An 18,630-nucleotide genomic window follows, 5' to 3' on the forward strand; every position below is an offset into this window, starting at 1 on the left:
GTAAAGGAAGCGTCTCATTCTCCGGGCAGGGAGAGCTTGACGAAGGGGCGAGATTCTCGCTAACTCCGCCCACTTATCATCCTCATGGAGAAGCTCCCTTCCCTCCTCCGTCCCATCTTGCTCGGGCTCATGGCCGTGAGCCTCGTGGGCTGCAACGCCTACTCCACCAAGCGTGAGAGGGCACCCCGGGTCAAAACTGACGGTCTTGGCAGTGCATTGCTCCAGCGAGCCATCAAGACCCCGTCGAAGACACCGGAAGAGCAAATCGGGCGATTCCTGAATGCCGCCTCCTTCTCCGCCGACCTGCTGGCAAAGAACCCGAACGATGAGCAGGCCCGGAAAGACTACAACTTCGCTGTCGCGCGCGTCTTCGAAGTCATCCACGACAACCACCTCCAGCCCTGGAAGAAGCCCATCGTGGCTCCTGGAGCCACGGAAGACTGGAAGCTCGTCCTGAAGACGGACGGCAAGCACGACCCCGGCATGTTCCGCGTGCTGCCTGCAGACCGTTTTGAGTTCCGGGGGAGGCTGGTGACGGAGCGCACGGTGAAGCAAGGCATCGGCGCCCCGATGATTACGGCGAACCAGGGATTCGACTTTACCAAGATCGACCCGTTCGTGATGGGCAAAACGTCCTACTACGGCGTCACGGTGCTCATCAATTTCAACGGGCACGACTGTACCATGGTGTATTATGATCCCCTGTCCGTGGAGGATGTGAAGTTCGAGGGGCACACCATGCCTCTCGCGGCTGACTTCACCGCGCCCATTGCCTTCGCGCTCGCCGAGCTCAGGCCGCGCCGGACCGAGCTCCAGCGCATGTTCCGGCCGGACAGGTTCGCCGGCACCAGCCGCCTCGCCCGCCTGCAGCCTTGGGATGACAAGAAGATCCCCATCCTGTGCATCCATGGCCTGGGTGACTCCCAGGCCACCTGGGCGCCCATGATCGAGAGCCTGCGTGGCGACCGGGTCATCCGGCAGAACTACCAGTTCTGGTTCTTCAGCTATCCCACAGGATTCCCCTACCCGATCATGGCCGCCGAGTTGCGCAAGGCGCTCGACAAAATGCACGAGACCTATCCCAACCGGAAGGAGTTCGTGGTCATCGGTCACAGCATGGGCGGCATGATTGCACGCCTGCTCATCACCGACAGTGGCATGAAAGTTTGGAATGTGTATTTCGACGTCCCGCCGGAAAAGGTTCCCGTCTCGGATGCCGGTCGCAAAATCCTGACCAACACGCTCATCTTCAACCACCGTCCCGAAGTTTCCCGTGTCATCTTCGCCTCGGCATCCCTGGGCGGTGCTGACATGGCGGAGAGCTTCTTCGGCAGAATGGGCCGCAAGATCATCGGCACCATCTCCACCGCGTTTGGAGACAAGGAGGATACCCAGGCAGCCGTGGGTAGTGCCCTGCCCAGTGCGAATGGCAGCCCGCTCGCGAGGATGCCCACCGCCATCGATGCCCTCGTGCCCGGCAATCGTTTCCTGACGGCCATCAACAGCATCCCGCCGGTAAAGGGTGTCCCCTACCACTCGATCATCGGAGATCGCGGCAGGGGCGGAAACAAGGACCACACGCCTCCCGTGAGCACGGATGGTGTGGTGCCCTACTGGAGCAGCCACATCGAGGGAGCCCAGAGCGAAATCATCGTGCCCAGCGGTCACTGGTCCAACCAGCATCCCGCAGCCATCGCGGAAATCCGCCGCATCTTGTATCTTCACATCGGCAAGAAGCTTCCTGCTGAGGAAGTGGCGAAGGCGCAGACCGCGAAGGCGGAGTAGGACAGCACATGCCCGGAGGTTGGACTTTCTAGTCCGACAGTGGGCGTTAGGGCTTCTGCCCTGACGGAACCAGTTCTTTGAGCTGCTGTCGGGCCAGAAGGCCCAACGCCCGCTGTCAGGGCGGAAGCCCTAACCTCCTTACACCCGCGCGGCGCTGCCCCGTGGACTCTCCGCCAATCTTCTCCCACGCTCGCGCATGCCGCAGGTGATGCAGCGGCTCTGGCGGCTGCGATCACGATCGCAGATGCAGGCGAAGAGCATGGTGATCTTGTCCGTTTTCGCGCCGGAGTTGATGTCGCGCAGCACCACCGACTTCGAGGCGCCACCAGCCGTGACCTCCGCACAAGTGAACCCGTCTGGAATCAGGATGTCCATTTCGTGGAAATCCACCGAGGGCAGCGTCGTCGTGAGCCGTTGGAACGCAGGCAACGTGGCCGCCTTGTCCGCGGCAATGGTGGTGACCTCCGCACCCGCCAGGAACTTGCACGCCTCCAGCGAACTCACGAGCAGCTTGATGCGCAGGTTCTTCGTGCGGATGAGGTCGAGATCGTGCGAGCTCATCTGGGACCAGCCCACGAGGGTACGGCCCACCACCAGAATCTCAGACCCAACCACGGCGCGGTCAAAGAGGCGGGAAAGGCTGAAGTCCTTGCGCATTTCATTGCGATTCGTGTAGACCGCGACCATGCCGCCGGGGAAGTCCTCCTCCAGTGGGGCCTGCACCAGGCGATCGACCTTCACGTGGAAGAACTGCTCCTGCTCCTGCCCACCGGGAAGCGGGATGCCCTTGAGCGTCAGCCGGCGTCTCGCCAGCGAATCAAAATCTGAAAGGTCCATCCCAGAGCGCGTCATCGTTTCGCGGTCCAGCAGGATGCGATTGACATCCGCCTCACGGCAGAGGCGGGAGGCGAGGTCGGCGGGCAGGCCCACGACGTCGCCGCTGTGGTCTTCAATGAGGTCGCAGCGACCAAAGGCAACGCCGATGCGCACGCGGATGTTCACATAGGCTCCTTCACGCGCGCGGCTGGGGTGATTGAACTGGAGATTGTACTCGTCAATGCTGCGCACCAACTCACACGCCGCCTGGACGGCCGCGAAGCAGCCGGCATTGTCCCCGGCAAAGGTGACCATCGCCCCGTCCCCGGTGAATTTCACGAAGAGACAGCCATGCTTCCTGGTGGCGTGCTTCACCTGTTCGAACAGCGCCTTGGTCAGCAGCAGGGCAGTTTCGGAGGACTCCCGGTGCTTCAGACCGGTGGAGTCCACCATGTCGACGAACATGATGGCACGCAATTCCATGGGGATTTTCAAGGGGGACCGGCATCCTAGTAGGAGCGGCGAGGCCCGGCAAGGTTCCGCTGGCTGTATTTCTCTTCAGTTAATAGGCGCTGGAGCCAGATGGCAGGTGGGGCGGTGAGCGGTGCGACGGTAGAACGGTGAAATTCGAAGCCTCCTACCGGCCAAAGCTGAGCGCTCTCCCCCTTTTAAAACCCGCATAAAAACAACGCGTTCAGGCTTCTGTATTCCCACCGTCGCACCGCTCACCGTCGCACCGTCCCACCGATCGCATTCTTCTCTCCATCAAGGCCTTTTGTGCTTGCTTCGGAGGAGCATTTTTGAGAGGAAAGAGGGAAGCACGCCAAAAAAACCGCACCGATTTATGGATTTCCCACACGCCACGATGCCGCAGACCCTGCGGATTTTTGAGATTCAAAACGGTCTGGTCATCAGTGAAACCGGACAGCAGGACGCGGACGACTTCGCGGCGGACTTCCAGGGGCTGCGCCATTTCGCCGATCGCGTGGGCGCTTCCCTTGAACTGGGTAACTCGCTCTACGCAGCACTGCATGAGCCGGAATTTACCTTCATGTTCCTGCTTCCTCCTGATGCCCAAGCGCAGCCAAGCCGCGCCACCGGCGCGATGATCGGGGCGAACGTGTCCAACAACGAACTCCTCGTGAGCCTGCGTGCCCAGCAAGGACAGGGCTGAACCATCTTCCTCTTTTCACGACCATGGCCAACGCCATCACTCCCTCTCTCCGTGCCAGCATGGAACGCCTCAAGCACGCAGGCGCCATCAACGGCCTCTGTCTCGCCTGGCGCCGCCAGGTGCTGGTGAGCCTCATGCCTTTTGAGGACTTCCGCATCGAGCAGGTCGTGCAGACCTTTCATGATGCGCGTGACCACTTTCAGGGCAACGGCGACCGCATGCTGGATTCCCTGTGGATGGGCTTCCTGGACGTGCATGCCATGTGCATCTTTGCCGGCGAGATCAGCGTCATCGTGCTTCACACCCGCCAGGAGGAGTCCGACTTCATCACGGGCATCGTGAAGACCTTCCTGAACGACGCCCAGCTTCTCATTTCAGCCGCCCTGTCGCCTGCCAACGAAAACGCCGAAGGCGAAGGCGACGAAGCCTGGCTGCCGCAGCCGCCCAGTCTGAATCCGAATCAGACGAATGTGATGGTGTAGTGCGGAGGCACCGGAAGTAACGATCCGCACATGGTCCGTGCTGACTAAAAATGTCATGTTGAGTATGAATGCACCTGGCTTCGCAAGGAAATGGGCCTTCACTGCTCTTCTTGTTTTTGTGCTCGTTCCCTTTCGTGCCTTTGCCATGATTCACAACATGGATGATGCGTCGCCCGTGTCTTCCTCGCCCGCAGAGATTTGGAGTTCCTCCCTCTCATCAATCATCTGCGGAAGCGTTGCCGCAATCGTCATATCAGTCGCCGTCCTCTGGCGGGTCAAAACCAGGGGCAGTTAGGCGGCCTCATTCGTGATTCGGCTCAGCCTACTGGTTGAGTACTTACCGTGGCCCATCGCGAGACGAATTTGGCGGCATTTGCAATCGCTCCGAATTCGGCCTAGTATCCGTTGGAAGGTGCCTCCACCAAACCAATGATCGCAACCTCATTGAAGTCATCGCGAGAATCGGGCGGAAGTGTCGCCCATGACAAGCGAGCCGCTTGCAAAGCCGAAGTTACCCGCTACCCGGCTGTCGAAATCGGAGGTCAGGGAATCGGGGCCGAGGCCATTGGTGCACAAGCCATCGGCGTGTTGGCGATTTCTGCGGTGGCGGTCGGTGCGCTGGCCATCGGCGCCCTCGCCATCGGGCGGTTGGTGATCGGTCGTGCCCGAATCCGCCGCCTTGAAATTGACGAATTGGTCGTTCGGCGGCTGCGTGTTGTAGAGGGCATCCAGACAGGAGAAACTCGCGACACAGCGAGCTGACCGTTGGTCCAAGTATACAACCATATGACGAGCCAGTTGAGGGGTGGTTGTTATGCGATAGCGCCTCATGATCATTCTTGACCAAAGTATCCCATTCGTCCGTGCTGCACTTGGAGGTTCGCTGGATGAGGCCACGGCGATTCTGAAGAGCGCCGAACAGCGCCATGGACTTCGATGGACCATGTCGTCGGATACGCTGGACGAATCGAACGACGCCGATGCATGGTATCAGGAACACCTGTGGCCCTTTTTGACAGAGACACACTTCGTACTGTCTGGAGGCGATCTAGCGCTGACTGGCTGCTCGCTTTTCGGTGCTGATGGCTTGAACTACAGTCCATCATGGCGGCACTGGGGCGGTATCCTTGCTGCGTGGGCGAATCAGCACTGGATGAGTCGCCCTGCCGGGCTGGGCTCAACAAATTGGACTCGTGCGTCTCGTCCTTGGGAATATCTCGATTTTTACTCTCACGACTACTTGTCATATGCCATCGCTGACTATGACTATTGGTTAGAGTCTATTGGAAAAATCTTGAGGCTAAGCAATGAGATGACCTAACCATACGGTGCCTCGGGGCGAGCAACAGGATCTATGAAGACACCCAACCTCAAGAATGCCGTTGAGATGTCGGAACTGTCCGCCGACTTCGAGGCACTGGATCACGTCTCGCGCTACTATCTCCTATTTCCCGGCGACTATGCGAAGGTCTGCGTGGAATTCAGTGACCACAAAGGGTACACAGGAGAGCGCTTTTGGGTTCGAGTTACTTCCGCCGAGCCGGGACAATATCGGGGAGTCGTCGACAACGACTTGGAGCACACCGAGGCTCATGGACTTCGCTACGGCGACCTGATCGCTTTCGACTACAGGCACATCTTCGATCTCGCCCACCAATCGAAGCTATCCGAATGGGTGAAAGAAATTGAAGATGGCCAAGAGCCCTAACTAGCCGCTTCGGCCAACCCGCTGGGGAGCGACCTTGGAGCCCAGGTTTCCATTAGGCGCAGCCAAATGCTGGAGTGGTAGGATTGTCGCCTCTACTTCTCTTCTGGGAATTTCGTGAAACATGGTGGACCTTTGGGCCGCATCCCTTTTCCCGATCCGGAATTGCAGGTTTCGGGATTCCTTCTGACCATGAATCCGCCCATCCCTTCTCATTCCCAGTCTCCGCTGACCCGCCGCCATTTCCTCACCCGCAGTGGCCTGGCTCTCTCTCCCCTCGCCTTCCCCTTCGTGCTGAAGGGCGCTGCGGGAGATGCCAAGAATGAGGACACGCTGAAGATTGGCCTCGTGGGCTGCGGCGGTCGTGGCACGGGCGCGGCGCAGCAGGCTCTCTCGGCGGACTACAACACCTCGCTGCATGCCGTGGCGGATGTGTTCCAGGACAAGGCCGAGCTCGCCATCAAGCAGCTCGCGGACAAGTTCGCCAATCGCGTGGACGTGCCGAAGGACCGCCAGTTCATCGGTCTGGACGCGTACAAGCAGCTCCTCGCCATCTGCGACGTCGTCATTCTCGCCAGCCCTCCCGGGTTCCGCCCGCACCACCTGCAGGCGGCTGTCGATGCCGGAAAGCACATCTTCTGTGAGAAGCCCATGGCCGTGGATGCGGCGGGCTACCGCGTGGCCCTTGAGGCCGTGCGCAAGGCGAAGGAGAAGAAGCTCAGCGTCGTGGCCGGCTATTGCTGGCGCCGCAGCGCCTCGCGCGTGGAGGCCATGAAGCGCCTGCATGATGGCGAGCTCGGCGAACTCAGCAGCATCTTCTCCAACTACTACACCGGCCCGGTGAAGCCCATGCAGGAAGACTCCGCCCGCAAGCCGGAGTGGAGCGATGTGGAGTGGCAGATCCGCAACTGGTATAACTTCTCCTGGCTCTCCGGTGACGGTCTCGTGGAGCAGGCCATCCACAGCGTGGACAAGGTCTGCTGGGCCATGAAGGATACCGCTCCCATTTCCTGCGTGGCCACCGGTGGCCGCCAGCTTCCCAATGCCGGGGGCAACATCTACGACCACTTCCACGTGGCCTATGAATGGCCAGGCAACATCATCGCCCACCTCGGCTGCCGTCAGATCAAAGGCTGCTACAACGAGAACGCGGACTACATTCGTGGCTCCAAGAGCACCCTCATCATCGGCAAGGGACCCCAACCGTATATCGATGGCGAGCAGCGCTGGCGCTATCGCGGTGAAGAGAAGAACATGTACCAGGTGGAGCACGACGAACTCTTCGCCGCCATCCGCAAGGGTGAAGTGGTGAATGACGGCGACTGGATGCTGCACAGCACCATGGTGGGCATCATGGGCCGCATGGCCGCCTACACGGGCAAGAAGATCACCTGGGAAGAGGCCATCAAGAGTGAAGAAGACCTTGCTCCTGAGGAGGCCCTGAAGTGGGGGGACAAGTTCCAGCCCACTCCCATGCCCAGGCCTGGTTTGCCTGCGTAGTGGAGGCCGGGGTTCTCTTATCGAATGGAATGAAATAAGGGCCTGACAGGGGGCGAACTGTCAGGCTCAAGTTGCGATTGCAGCTTGAGCCCCCCTCCCCCTGTGCTAGTGCTAAGCCATCCCTGTCATGCGTCTCACCCACCTGCTCACCCTGACCACCCTTAACGTTGCGCTCTGTTCGGGCGCGGCGGCCAAGATTGAAAAGCCGGACTTCAACAAGCACATCAAGCCCATCCTTGAGGCGGCCTGTGTGCACTGCCACTCGGAGAAGTCCGACAAGGGCGGCCTGAAGCTCACCACGCTGGAAGAGGCGCTCAAGGGTGGCGACAACGGCACGGCCCTCGTTCCCGGGGATCCGGCCAAGAGCCCGCTCTTCACCACGACCACGCTGGCAGAAGATGCCGATGAGGTGATGCCACCCAAGAAGGAAGGTCTTCTCTCCAAGGAGCAGCAGGAGCTCCTCAAGCTCTGGATCCAGCAGGGTGCCAACTGGCCGAAGGATGTGAAGCTGACAAACACGGTGCGCGTGAACTTCGAGAAGCACATCCAGCCCATCCTCGAAGAGAACTGCGTGAGCTGCCACAACGCGGAGAAGGCCAAGGGTGATTTCAACATGGCCACGAGGCAGGACGCCTTCACCACCGGTGAGAAGTCCCCCAGCATCATCCCCTTTGATGCAGAAAAGTCCGGACTCTTCGCGCTCACCGCATTGGAAGCGGACGATGACGACCTCATGCCGCCGAAGAAGAGCGGTGGTCCCTTGAAGAAGGAGCAGAGCGACTTGCTGCGCTCCTGGATTGAGCAGGGCGCCGTGTGGCCGGAGAAAATCACCCTGAAGGCCAAGGAGAAGAAGGGCCCCGTTTCCAACAATCCGGACAATCTGGCGCTGGTGCAGAAGATTCACGCCTTCATCGTGCAGACCTCGAAGGAACAGGCCGAGGCCGACATGAAGAGCTACGACAGCAAGGTCCCCAAGACCGAGAAGCCCTACAGCATGGTAGCCATCAAGGGTGGTGAGTTCCTCATGGGCAGCCCCGCCACCGAGGCCAACCGCAAGGACGACGAAGGCCCCCAGGTGAAGGTGAAAGTGAAGCCCTTCTGGATGGGCAAGTACGAGGTCACGTGGGACGAGTACCTTCCCTTCATGATCACGGACGTGGGCCGCAACAAGGATGGCTCGAAGCAGAAGTTCAATCCTGAGGATGCCATCACCGAAATCACCTCCCAGCCCACCACGCCGTATACGGAAATGAGCTTCGGCATGGGCACGGATGGCTACCCCGCCATCTCCATGACCCAGCACGCGGCGAACAAGTACTGCCAGTGGCTGAGCGCCCAGACCGGTCACTTCTACCGCCTGCCCACCGAAGAGGAATGGGAATACGCCGCCCGCGCCGGCACCACCACCGCCTACTACTGGGGTGATGACGCCTCCAAGGCGAAGGACCACGAGTGGTACTACGACAACGCCCCGAACTTCCAGTACGCGAAGGTCGGCCAGAAGGGACCCAATCCCTGGGGCCTCCACGACATCCTGGGCAATGTGGCCGAGTGGACCATCGACCAGTATCAGCCGGACTATTACAAGAACCTCGCCGCTCTGGGTGACAAGGCCACAGGCTACTTCGTGCCCTCCACGAAGCCCTATCCCCACACCGCTCGCGGTGGTTCCTTTGATGATGATCCGGACAAGCTCCGCGCCGCCTTCCGCCGCGCCTCGCATCCGGACTGGAAGCAGCAGGACCCGCAACTTCCCAAGAGCATCTGGTACCTGACCGACGCCAAGTTCCTCGGCTTCCGCCTCGTCCGCCCGCTGGAGATCCCCACGGCTGAAGAGATGTACAAGTACTGGAACAACGGGGTGGAGAAGGAATAGTCCGAAATGTTTTCAAGAAAGCCGCGTGCTCCCCGGTGCTCCGGGATGGTGCGCGGCTTTTTTGTTTTTGCATGCCTTGGACTGCTTAGCGCGGCCGCGACGGCAGGCGGGTTGCAGCGCCATTCCTACTCCCACCCCGCCATGGGTTCGGTGTTTCGCATCGAGTTGTATGCGGAGGACGCGGCCGGGGCAGCGAAGGCGGTGGAGGCGGCGTTCCAGCGCGTTGAGGAGCTCAATCAAATTGCCTCGGACTACCTTCCCGAGAGTGAGCTGAGCCGCCTGAACAAGGCGCCGGCGAATACGCCCATCAAGGTGAGTGAAGACCTCTTCGCTCTGATCGCTCGCTCGGTGGAGATTTCTGCGCAAACGGAGGGGGCCTTCGACATCACCGCGACGTATGCGATTCAGCACTGGAGGCGCGCACGCCGGCAGAAGAAACTGCCCACCGAGGAACAGGTGCAAAAGGCCATCGCCATGACCGACTGGCGCGCGATCCAGCTCGACGAGAAAACGCGCACGGTGACAAAGCTGAAGGAGGGGCTGCTGCTCGACCTCGGCGGTATTGGCAAGGGCTTCGCTGCAGATGCCTCCTTAGCCGTTTTAAAACAGCATGGCATCACGCGAGCGCTCGTCGCAGGCAGCGGTGATGTGGCGGCGGGAGATGCACCTCCTGGCAAAGAAGGCTGGGACGTGGCGCTACGCACCTTCGAAGCTCCGGAGGAGAAGGATCAACTCACGCACGTGACCCTGAAAAACTGCGGCTGCTCCACTTCGGGAGATCTTCACCAGTATCTGGAACTGGATGGCAAGCGGTTCTCCCACATTGTGGACCCCAAGACGGGACTGGGACTCACGGACCGCATCGCGTGCACGGTCATCTCACCGGACGCAACGATCAGCGATGGACTGGCCACTGCGTTGTGCGTGCTGGGCGTGGAAAAGGGGCTCAGCGTGGCGGAGAAGGCCCAAGGCACGGTGGCGCGGTTTGTCTGGCTGGACGAGAACAATGAGCGGCACACACGGGAGTCATCCGGGTTTCAGGCGTTCGTGCAGACAAATAGTCCGCAAAGAAACGGCGACTGAAGTCGCCGCTCCTTGAGGAAGCCCACCTCGACTCACCTCTTATCCCTCACCAGCAACCGTACCTACGGGCATAGTAACGGGGCGGGCAGGAATTGTAACAACCGGGGCCGCCGTAGTAGCTGTACCCTCCGTACAAACGAGGCACCGGGCGCGGGCCATAGTAGTACCCGGGAGGAGGAGGAGGACCGTAGAAGGAGTTGTCCTGGGCGTTCCCAATGGCCGCGCCGGCCAGCGAACCAAGGGCACCACCGATGAGGGCGCCTTCCAGTCCGGAGCAGCTTTGATTGCCGATGATGCCCCCGGCAATGGCACCGGTGGCAGCGCCAATCACGGAGCCGCGGGCTTCATTGGGGCCGACGTACGGATACGGGTAAACACAGGAGGAGAGAAGAGACGCCGCAGCCAGGGAGCCAACGGCAGCAAGGCGAGCAGGGAGTTTCATGGACACAGTGGGTGGTGGACGGGTTATTTGACCGGGTGGAGCATGGCAGCCTGCACGGCCGCGCAGCAGTCCATGGAAGTGGACCAGCACTGGATGTGAGCCCATCCAGAGCCGTGACAAAAATGATCCGAAAATTTCGGATCTTTGCCGGGTACCCCGTCCTTTTGGTCCTTACTCGCGCACTTTGCCCGGATCACTCCTTCAGTGCGAAGACTTCCACCTTGTCCGGGTGCCCCTTGACCTCTTGTGGCCCGCACGACTCGAATTGCGAAGCCCCTGCGTCCCAGCCGTTGAGGAAAGCGGCGCTCACGAGCACCGACTTGTTCGTCTGGCGGGTCAGGCCTTCAATGCGGAAGGCGAGATTCACGGCATCCCCGAGGGCAGTGTTAATGCCCTTCCCCATCGCACCAAAGGCCACTTCACCGAGGTGCAGGCCGATGCGGCAGTCGAGCACGATGTTCCTCGTCTCACGCAGCATCTTGCGGGTGGGAGAGGTGGCATCGATCTCCGTCTGGCGGAGTTGCCTGGCCGCCTCCACGGCGCGGGAGCGAATGTCCGGCTCAATCCCCGGCCAGTAGGCAAAGACGCAGTCGCCGATGAACTTGTCAATCATGGCGCCACCGCGCTTCATGATGGCGTTGCAGTCGGCGTACCATTCGCGGAGCACGTCGGCGAGCTGTTCCGCGCTGAGCTGGGCGCCGAGCTGGGTGAATCCCTTCAAGTCCCCCACCAGCAGTGTGGCCTGGGCCGTTTTCATCGGCACGGGGGCGCGGCGCAGCACCTGGGTCTTCATGCCCACCATGGTGGTGTCATGGTTGGAAACCCCGCTTTCGCTCTGGTCGAAGAGAAAACTGGCACTGCCGAACTGCAGACGATCGCCGTCCCGCAGCACGCGGGCGGTGGTGAGGGCCACGTCATTCACATAGCTGCCGTTGGCACTGCCCAGATCAACCAGCCAGTAATGCACACCCTCCCTGCGGATGGTGGCGTGCTGCCGGGACACCCCGGAATCGCCCAAGCGGATCGTAGCTTCTTCGCCACGACCCACGAGGTTGAAATCGTCCAACTCGAATGTGTTCTCTCCTGCCAGTGATCTGAGAAAGGCTCCCATGTGATTGTATGTGTCTTTTCAACCGAATCGGACAGGCAAAGTCAAGGTTGCTTTTGCGAAACGTGGTGCAGAAAAGACAGCAGACGTACTCGATGCGTTGATTAAAACAGATCTTTTTTGATGTCGTTGTGCTGCAAGAGATTCTGTGTTTGCGGCGGGGTGGATTCTGCGGTCTTTAGAGCATGCTCCGGGCCGTTCCTGTCTTCTGTCTTGCGCTGTTCCTGCTGGCAGCGCAGGCAGGGGCCCACACTGTGCCCAGCATGGTGGTCGAGGCGGAGTTCACGCCGGAGCGCGAGGTGGTGCTGCTGGTGAACCTGGATCCGCGCCTTTTTCTCTCGGACCAGCCTACCAGCCTGCCTCCCGTCCCGGCCTCCTGGTGGTACCAGAAGAACGATACAGAGCGTACGGAGACGCTGGCCAGGGCGGCGGCCTACGTGGATGCCCAGCTGCAATTCCGGGTGGGTGGGAGCGATTTCCGGGGCACTTGGAAGGTCCAGCCGGTGGACAGCACCACGGTGGCGCCTCTTGCCCCGGCCAGCGGCGAGGTCCACTTGCTGGCTGAGCACCGGGGTCCCCTGCCGGAAATTGCCGGTGATTTCAAGCTCACCGTCGCCCGCACCTGTGGCGTCGCCACGCTTTTGATGAATGCCATGGCCGGGGCGGAACAGCGCCAGCCGCAGGCCGTCTTCCCCGGCGAATCCAGCCGCGGCTTCGCCCTGCCGCCCCTGGCTGCCGCCACGGCCAAAGCAAATCCCAGCGGGACTTCACCTCCTGACGCTCCACCCGCACCGGCCTCTGCCTCCACGAGTACCGCAGGCAAGAGCCAGGCCACCGCGCAGAGTTCACTGGTCCCCCGTCATTCTTTGCTGGCGCATGCCTTGTTCGCCATCGCCATCACGGTCGTGCTGCTGGGCCGATTTTGGAGTGTGGCCGTGGTCCTTGTGACGTTTCACCTGGCCGCCCTGGCTGCGGCGTGGATGACCTGGCAGAGCTGGCTGCCGGTGGCCTTGGGAGGTATGCCGAGGAATTGCTGGATGCTTCTGGGCGGCACCGCGCTGGCGCTGCTCCTGGTGCGGCGCATTCCCCCTGCCCTGCTGGTGATGGCAGCTCTCGCAGGGTTCCTTCATGGCTGGGGGCCGTGGAACCTGCACCTCTCGCAGGGTGTGGAGCAGCCCCTATCCAGCCTGTTCCAGAGAGAGGGATGGCTGGTACTGGTGGAACTCGTCGCCGCAGGCTTGGCTATCCCGGCGGTGCGCTACCTTTCAAGCAGGACGAATTTCGGCACGTACTTCGCCACGGAGGACTAAAGGTGGCGAGTGAATTAGGAAACTGTGTCCTTGGGGGTCAACTCCTCGTCGGAACCGGGCTCTGACTCGCTCTCGGATTCTTCCTGTTCAGCTTCCTCGGAGGCAGATTCTTCAGACGTAGCCTCGGCTTCATTCTCAGCTTCGACTTCAATCTCGGCTTCAGCTTCGAACTCGGTTTCTTCCAGTTCACCTTCCAGAGCGGCGGTTTCCGCATCTTCGGATTCGCCCTGCTCAAGATCAGCTTCGTCCTCAGCCTCCGCTTCGTTCTCTTCTGATTCCGGCTCCTCGTCGCCAGCCAACTCGTCCGCTGCCAGCTCAAACTCGGAGTCTTCTGCGGTTTCAGTCTGTGCCTCACCTTCAGCCTCGCTCTTCGCAGGCTCGGCTTCGTTTTCCTTCTTCTCGGGTTCGGTCGTTTCGGCCTCACCCTTCTTCTCGATCTTCCCGTCCGGAGTGAGGGTCACGCCGGCGATTTTTGCCGCTTCTACGACCGGGCCACCGAAGCCCAGCAAGGTGGCGACTTCCTCCTGCACCGATTCAATCTCATCGAGACGCAGTTCCGGGTCGCGGATGATGAAGACTTCACCGCTTTTCCGATGCTCATAGAGCAGCAGAGTGCCCTGCTCAGTGTACTTGGTCTCCCTGGGAACAAGCTGCTTCTTGCGCTCAAGCATGAGCCCGAGGATATAGCGGGCGTGCTCCGTGTGTTCCTCGTCCTCGTCGATGAGGCGGCGCAGCAGAGTTTCCGGGCTCTCCTTGCTGGACATTTCAACCTTGGGCTTGCCCGAATCCGGTTTTGCGTACGTGGTGCGCCAGTAGGCCAGCGGGGTACGCTCCTTGAGTTCCTCCTCCCACACATCCAGCGCCACGTCACGCCGCACGAACTCACCGCTTTCAGTATCGAAGTGGATGGACGTGTGAAACACCTCCCCTTCCTCAAAAGGGCGCCCGGAGCGGTTGCATTCGTGAGAGCGGGATTTGATGTTCCAGTTTTGCTGCACGTGAGGAGATGGGACGGAGGCGTTGGCTTTACGAAAAGATGAGCCGGGCTGCGGGAAATTGAAACAGGCTCAGGCAGGCTTCACCGAGGAACGATCCCGGGTGGACTGCGACACCGTGAGAATGAGTTCGCGAATCCACCGGAACGAGATGCGCGGCAGTTCCTTGTTCTGCGAACGCAGACGGAAGAGCCAGACGCCGAGTGCGCCGAGAATGAGGTGCGGGAACCACACGGCAAAGAAGGGCGGAATGCGTCCGCTGCGTCCCAGATTCAAGAACAGGTTGTCCAGGAACATGAGCACGAAGAACAGAAGGACAGCATTGGCAATACCCCCCACGAGGCCACGGCGTGAGAACACGACGGCCAGCGGTGCGGAGAACATGACCACCACGAGGCACTGCCACGGAAGAGCAAAGCGGTAGAACAGGTGTGCCCAGAACGAGGCCAGTTTCTTGCTGCCGTAGGAGGCATTCGCCCGGATGTAGGAGATGAGATCCGGCACGCCGAGATAATTCGGCGAGAGGGAGCCACTCATGAGCACCCATGGCGTCTCCTGCATGCCGGTCAGATCCTTTTTCGGATAACCGGTACCATCGAAGTCGAATTTTTGAATCGAAGCGACCTTGCCGTCCTTGTACGTGATTTCCACGCCGTTATACAGCATCCAGACGCCGTCATCCCGCCGCCAGGCGGCGCTCTTGGCAAACCACGCCTTTTCCAGTTTTCCGGTCGAGTCCTCCTGCCGGATCTCAATGCGACGCATCTTGTCCCGCATCAAATCGGTAGGGACCGTGCCCACGAACCAGCTTCTTCCCGCCTCCTGATTGCGGTACACCAGACCCATGAGGAGGTAGTGCTGGCTGATGCGGTCCTTGGCATTCTGCAGGAGTTGCTCCTTGTTGCCGGCAGACACGGGCGCCCAGTGGTAGTTCGCCGCCATGCCGAGGAAAGCGGCGTAGCATCCCGCGACGTAGATGGGACGGAGTACCTGGCCAAGGCTCTTGCCGGTACCGAGCATGGAAATGAGTTCATTCGTGCGGGACATCCTCCCCAGGACATACACCGTGGCCAGCAGCAGGGAGATGGGCGCCACAGTCACATAGATGAAGGGGATCATCTTGATGTAGAACATCGCGATGGCGCTTCTCTCGATGTTGTTCTCCTGGAAGTCGGACATGTTGTCCAGCAGGTCCATGACGACCCAGAGCGTGCAGAAGGCGATGAGGCAGAACAACAGCGGCTGCAGGAAGGAGCGCATGGTGTACCGCTCCATGATCGTGCTCCGTGCGTAGTACATGAGCATGAACGGCGGGGACAGCAGCAGCCCCACCAACAGCAGGACCTGGATGACGAACGCCGGCACCGAAATGACCTCCCCGGTCGTGTTCAGGTACACGGACTCAAAGAATGCGTAGCTCTGGCTGGCAATGGCCCAGACGGCGAGGTAAATGGCCGCCACCCATGTGGGGCGGATCATCTTCTGCACATTCGGCCAGGCCCGGATGATGTACACATGGTACGCCAGCCCGCCGACGAGTACGAAGAGGCGCATGTACGCCAGCATGTACAGGAAGAAATAAATGGGCGTGGGTGGAGCCTCCCAGTTCTTTGGAAGCTCATTGGGATCCGGCTCCGGCGGCATGAACGCCTCGTGGTAACCGGAAAGCTGGCACAGCAGCATCACTGCAAAGGCCAGCAGCAGGGCACCGGGACCGGCATAGGGTGAGCGACGCAGCCAGCGCCAGACCACACCCAGCAGATGCATCAGCGAGTCGCGGACAGACTTGAGGAAAACCATGGGTTTGAGGACATGGAGACTCCGACAGATTGGGGGTGGAGTCAAGGGGCACACGCCCCCGGCAGCCCACCCCACGGGCAGGCAGCCGGTCCTGAGCGTTCAAAAAAGTGCCTCTATTTGTTGCGTTTGCGGTTTCCACCGGCCGGAGCTTCCTGCGGAGCAGGCATCACGGCGCTGGACACCACCTCGGCTTCCGGGAGCGAGGCTTTGAGCTTGGCGACGCCACCTTCCGTGATCTTGGTCTCCCAAATGTAGAGGTGACGAAGCGTCTTCAAGCTGGAAAGAGCGGGGATGGCCGCGTCCGTCACTTCGGTGCCGTAGAGATTCAGATAAGTCAGATTCTTGCTCTCGGCGAGTTGCTGCACGCCCTTGTCCGTGACCTTGGTCTTACGGAGGTCCAGACGCACCAGTCTCGGGAACGAAGTGGCGGTCTTGAGCGCAGCATCGGTAACGGCGGTGCGCGCCAGGTCCAGGTGGGCAATGTTCTCCTTGATCGGTGCGAGTGCCGCCACGCTGGCGTCATCCGCCTTGCTCACCCCGGTGAGAAAATCGACCCTCACCAGCGGACCACCGACCTGCAGGATGGTCACCTGGGCGCCGGCGGCCTGTGCCTTCTTCAGGGCGTCCTGGGCGGGAGGCTGGACTCCCTCGCTGAGCTTCTTGTACAAGACATCGTGCTCACGGTCTTTCGGGGCGGCTTTGGCCGTGGACGGGGCGTCGGCGGGCTTGCCCACCAGATTCCCCTCCCATCCACCAAAATCGGCGCCTTCCTCGATCCAGGCCTTCAGCTTGGCGGTTTCCTCAGCCGTCAGCGGGTCGCCCTTCGGCGGCATGAACATGTCGTCATCCTTCGGCAGGTTCACCACCTCGAACATGTAACTCTTGGCCGTGTCCTTGGGCACGAGGGCCGGGCGCTTGCTCTCGCCGCCCTTCAGCATGGCCCAAGCAGCATCCATACGGAGTTCCGACTTGGGTTTTACCACCTTGCCGCCTTCCTCGTGCTCAGCCTTGTGACATTTTACACACTTGGCCTCCAAAATGGGCAGGATTTCCGTTTTGAAATCTACAGCTCCCTGCGCAGAAGCGCCCATGAGCAGGGCGGCAATGGCAGGTACTTTGAAAAAATTTGGGTGAGAGGTCATGGTGGCACAAGGAAACGCTTGATGGATCACCCTGTTTCATGAAAAATCCGCCCATGTTCCCGGCTGCCCCTCCTGCCTTCAACCGCTTTGAAACCGAAGCACTTCTGCAACGCAATACGCTGGGAATCATCATGGGGGGTGGTGCGGGTACCCGGCTTTTCCCCCTGACCCAGGACCGCGCCAAACCCGCCGTACCCCTGGCAGGAAAGTACAGGCTGGTGGATATTCCCATCAGCAACTGCATCAACAGCGGCGTCCGCCAGGTGTACGTGCTCACGCAATTCAACAGCGCTTCGCTCAACCGCCACATCAGCCGCGCCTACAAGTTCGACTTGTTCAGCAGTGGGTTTGTCGAAATCCTCGCGGCGCAGCAAACCTCCTCCGGCGTGGAGTGGTACCAGGGGACGGCAGATGCCGTGCGGCAGAACCTCAAGAACTTCACGCAGGGCAAGTACGAGTACTTCCTCATTCTCAGCGGTGACCAGCTCTACCGCATGGATTTCCGCAAGTTCCTGGCAAAGCACATCCAGAGCAACGCGGAAATCACCATTGCGACCATCCCGGTGGATGGGAAACGCGCGAGCAGCTTCGGCCTGATGCAGACGAATGCCACCGGTCGCATTCTCAACTTTGTGGAGAAACCAAAAACGCCTGAGGCACTCAAGCCCCTGGAAATGCCCAAGGAGATTTTGCGTGAACTGAAGCTCCCGGAAAACGAGCCCCGGTACGAGGCAAACATGGGCATCTATGTCTTCAATCGTCAGGCCTTGATTGAGGCCCTCGACAATGACATGGCGGACTTCGGCAAGCACATCATCCCCGAGGCCATCAAGAAGTACCGCGTGCACAGCTTCCCCTTCCAGGGCTACTGGGAGGACATCGGGACCATCGGCAGCTTCTTCGAGGCGAATCTGGATCTCTGCTCCGTGGTGCCTGCCTTCAACTTCTTCGACTCCCAGGCGCCCATCTATACCCACGCGCGCTTCCTCCCTGCGACCAAGATCAATGGTGGTCACATCCACCACGCGCTGCTCTCGGACGGTTGCATCCTCACGGAGGCTACCATCGAACGCAGCATTCTGGGGGTGCGCACCGTGGTCGAGGGAAACAGCATCATCAAAGAAAGCGTCATCATGGGAGCAGACTTCTATGCGGGCGCCACCAACTGCCCCACCGATCGCCCACCACCCGGCATCGGCAAGGGATGCAAGATCGAGCGCGCCATCGTGGATAAAAACGTGCACGTGGGTGACGGCGTGGTCATCACCCCGCGAGGCAAGCCCGACCACATGGACGGGCCGGACGGCATGTTCTACATCCGTGATGGCATCATCGTGATTCCGAAGAACACGGTGATCCCGCCGGGAACGTGGATCTGAGGTCCCTATGTAGAAGGCTTCTCCAGAAGCCTT

General features: G+C 60.4%; 17 protein-coding genes. 11 read left to right on the forward strand and 6 right to left on the reverse strand.

The annotated features are described in order from the left end of the window. The first annotated feature begins 84 nt into the window (after window positions 1–84). Entirely contained in the window at window positions 85–1,785 is a 1,701-nt protein-coding gene (locus tag G5S37_RS22335) for an alpha/beta fold hydrolase (RefSeq protein WP_240914692.1), read from the forward strand. A gap of 138 nt (window positions 1,786–1,923) precedes the next feature. Here the strand turns inward: G5S37_RS22335 and G5S37_RS22340 are convergent, their stop codons facing one another. Then, window positions 1,924–3,084, reverse strand: coding sequence for an adenylate/guanylate cyclase domain-containing protein (locus G5S37_RS22340; RefSeq protein WP_165206805.1), 1,161 nt, complete (start codon window positions 3,082–3,084; stop codon window positions 1,924–1,926). Between the two features lie 361 nt (window positions 3,085–3,445). Between G5S37_RS22340 and G5S37_RS22345 the strand changes: the two genes are divergently transcribed. The 8 genes from G5S37_RS22345 (at window position 3,446) to G5S37_RS22380 (ending at window position 10,421) form a co-directional block, all read left to right on the forward strand. Further along, window positions 3,446–3,775 carry a hypothetical protein gene (locus G5S37_RS22345; protein ID WP_165206807.1) on the forward strand — a complete coding sequence of 110 codons (330 nt, stop codon included), beginning with the start codon at window positions 3,446–3,448 and terminating at the stop codon, window positions 3,773–3,775. 23 nt (window positions 3,776–3,798) lie between these two features. After that, on the forward strand, window positions 3,799–4,257 hold the full coding sequence (locus G5S37_RS22350; RefSeq protein ID WP_165206808.1) for a hypothetical protein: 459 nt from the start codon (window positions 3,799–3,801) through the stop codon (window positions 4,255–4,257). Between the two features lie 534 nt (window positions 4,258–4,791). Then, complete coding sequence (locus G5S37_RS22355) at window positions 4,792–5,019, forward strand: hypothetical protein (RefSeq protein WP_165211824.1); 228 nt, start codon at window positions 4,792–4,794, stop codon at window positions 5,017–5,019. Window positions 5,020–5,086: 67 nt separating this feature from the next. Beyond that, complete coding sequence (locus G5S37_RS22360; protein WP_165206809.1) at window positions 5,087–5,578, forward strand: hypothetical protein; 492 nt, start codon at window positions 5,087–5,089, stop codon at window positions 5,576–5,578. Between the two features lie 33 nt (window positions 5,579–5,611). Next, window positions 5,612–5,965 (forward strand): hypothetical protein, encoded by a 354-nt coding sequence (locus G5S37_RS22365; RefSeq protein ID WP_165206811.1) that lies wholly within the window; start codon window positions 5,612–5,614, stop codon window positions 5,963–5,965. Between the two features lie 189 nt (window positions 5,966–6,154). Then, window positions 6,155–7,462, forward strand: coding sequence for a Gfo/Idh/MocA family oxidoreductase (locus G5S37_RS22370; RefSeq protein ID WP_165206813.1), 1,308 nt, complete (start codon window positions 6,155–6,157; stop codon window positions 7,460–7,462). 127 nt (window positions 7,463–7,589) lie between these two features. Beyond that, entirely contained in the window at window positions 7,590–9,338 is a 1,749-nt protein-coding gene (locus G5S37_RS22375; RefSeq protein WP_165206822.1) for an SUMF1/EgtB/PvdO family nonheme iron enzyme, read from the forward strand. 141 nt (window positions 9,339–9,479) lie between these two features. Then, the gene (locus tag G5S37_RS22380) at window positions 9,480–10,421 is read left to right on the forward strand and encodes an FAD:protein FMN transferase (RefSeq protein WP_206026104.1); all 942 of its coding nucleotides are present in this window, start codon (window positions 9,480–9,482) and stop codon (window positions 10,419–10,421) included. Window positions 10,422–10,467: 46 nt separating this feature from the next. Here G5S37_RS22380 and G5S37_RS22385 read toward each other — a convergent pair whose 3' ends face one another. Both G5S37_RS22385 and G5S37_RS22390 read right to left on the reverse strand, forming a co-directional pair. Next, on the reverse strand, window positions 10,468–10,863 hold the full coding sequence (locus G5S37_RS22385) for a glycine zipper domain-containing protein (RefSeq protein ID WP_165206826.1): 396 nt from the start codon (window positions 10,861–10,863) through the stop codon (window positions 10,468–10,470). 193 nt (window positions 10,864–11,056) lie between these two features. Next, window positions 11,057–11,974 (reverse strand): adenylate/guanylate cyclase domain-containing protein, encoded by a 918-nt coding sequence (locus tag G5S37_RS22390; RefSeq protein ID WP_165206828.1) that lies wholly within the window; start codon window positions 11,972–11,974, stop codon window positions 11,057–11,059. Between the two features lie 182 nt (window positions 11,975–12,156). Between G5S37_RS22390 and G5S37_RS22395 the strand changes: the two genes are divergently transcribed. Continuing rightward, the gene (locus G5S37_RS22395) at window positions 12,157–13,281 is read left to right on the forward strand and encodes a hypothetical protein (protein ID WP_165206830.1); all 1,125 of its coding nucleotides are present in this window, start codon (window positions 12,157–12,159) and stop codon (window positions 13,279–13,281) included. Between the two features lie 14 nt (window positions 13,282–13,295). On the opposite strand, the gene G5S37_RS22400 is transcribed toward G5S37_RS22395, so the two are convergent. The 3 genes from G5S37_RS22400 to G5S37_RS22410 all read right to left on the reverse strand — a co-directional run bounded on the left by G5S37_RS22400 (window position 13,296) and on the right by G5S37_RS22410 (window position 17,218). Continuing rightward, window positions 13,296–14,204, reverse strand: coding sequence for a hypothetical protein (locus tag G5S37_RS22400; RefSeq protein ID WP_165206832.1), 909 nt, complete (start codon window positions 14,202–14,204; stop codon window positions 13,296–13,298). A 144-nt stretch (window positions 14,205–14,348) separates the two neighbouring features. Next, window positions 14,349–16,076 (reverse strand): LptF/LptG family permease, encoded by a 1,728-nt coding sequence (locus tag G5S37_RS22405; protein ID WP_165206834.1) that lies wholly within the window; start codon window positions 16,074–16,076, stop codon window positions 14,349–14,351. A 113-nt stretch (window positions 16,077–16,189) separates the two neighbouring features. Next, window positions 16,190–17,218, reverse strand: coding sequence for a c-type cytochrome domain-containing protein (locus G5S37_RS22410; RefSeq protein ID WP_165206836.1), 1,029 nt, complete (start codon window positions 17,216–17,218; stop codon window positions 16,190–16,192). A 38-nt stretch (window positions 17,219–17,256) separates the two neighbouring features. Here G5S37_RS22410 and G5S37_RS22415 point away from each other — a divergent pair, with 38 nt between their 5' ends. Next, window positions 17,257–18,597, forward strand: coding sequence for a glucose-1-phosphate adenylyltransferase (locus tag G5S37_RS22415; RefSeq protein WP_206026105.1), 1,341 nt, complete (start codon window positions 17,257–17,259; stop codon window positions 18,595–18,597). Window positions 18,598–18,630 lie beyond the last annotated feature (33 nt).

The sequence above is a fragment of the Roseimicrobium sp. ORNL1 genome, from assembly GCF_011044495.1.
In the GTDB taxonomy this organism is placed as follows: domain Bacteria; phylum Verrucomicrobiota; class Verrucomicrobiia; order Verrucomicrobiales; family Verrucomicrobiaceae; genus Roseimicrobium.

What these genes read in the sequence shown, in the direction of transcription:
- G5S37_RS22390 (WP_165206828.1), bottom strand. Translation starts at nt 11,974, where the DNA reads ATGGGAGCCTTTCTCAGATCACTGGCAGGAGAGAACACATTCGAGTTG.
- G5S37_RS22385 (WP_165206826.1), bottom strand. Translation starts at nt 10,863, where the DNA reads ATGAAACTCCCTGCTCGCCTTGCTGCCGTTGGCTCCCTGGCTGCGGCG.
- G5S37_RS22410 (WP_165206836.1), bottom strand. Translation starts at nt 17,218, where the DNA reads ATGACCTCTCACCCAAATTTTTTCAAAGTACCTGCCATTGCCGCCCTG.
- G5S37_RS22375 (WP_165206822.1), top strand. Translation starts at nt 7,590, where the DNA reads ATGCGTCTCACCCACCTGCTCACCCTGACCACCCTTAACGTTGCGCTC.
- G5S37_RS22335 (WP_240914692.1), top strand. Translation starts at nt 85, where the DNA reads ATGGAGAAGCTCCCTTCCCTCCTCCGTCCCATCTTGCTCGGGCTCATG.
- G5S37_RS22415 (WP_206026105.1), top strand. Translation starts at nt 17,257, where the DNA reads ATGAAAAATCCGCCCATGTTCCCGGCTGCCCCTCCTGCCTTCAACCGC.
- G5S37_RS22370 (WP_165206813.1), top strand. Translation starts at nt 6,155, where the DNA reads ATGAATCCGCCCATCCCTTCTCATTCCCAGTCTCCGCTGACCCGCCGC.
- G5S37_RS22395 (WP_165206830.1), top strand. Translation starts at nt 12,157, where the DNA reads ATGCTCCGGGCCGTTCCTGTCTTCTGTCTTGCGCTGTTCCTGCTGGCA.
- G5S37_RS22365 (WP_165206811.1), top strand. Translation starts at nt 5,612, where the DNA reads ATGAAGACACCCAACCTCAAGAATGCCGTTGAGATGTCGGAACTGTCC.
- G5S37_RS22345 (WP_165206807.1), top strand. Translation starts at nt 3,446, where the DNA reads ATGGATTTCCCACACGCCACGATGCCGCAGACCCTGCGGATTTTTGAG.
- G5S37_RS22360 (WP_165206809.1), top strand. Translation starts at nt 5,087, where the DNA reads ATGATCATTCTTGACCAAAGTATCCCATTCGTCCGTGCTGCACTTGGA.
- G5S37_RS22405 (WP_165206834.1), bottom strand. Translation starts at nt 16,076, where the DNA reads ATGGTTTTCCTCAAGTCTGTCCGCGACTCGCTGATGCATCTGCTGGGT.
- G5S37_RS22380 (WP_206026104.1), top strand. Translation starts at nt 9,480, where the DNA reads ATGGGTTCGGTGTTTCGCATCGAGTTGTATGCGGAGGACGCGGCCGGG.
- G5S37_RS22350 (WP_165206808.1), top strand. Translation starts at nt 3,799, where the DNA reads ATGGCCAACGCCATCACTCCCTCTCTCCGTGCCAGCATGGAACGCCTC.
- G5S37_RS22340 (WP_165206805.1), bottom strand. Translation starts at nt 3,084, where the DNA reads ATGGAATTGCGTGCCATCATGTTCGTCGACATGGTGGACTCCACCGGT.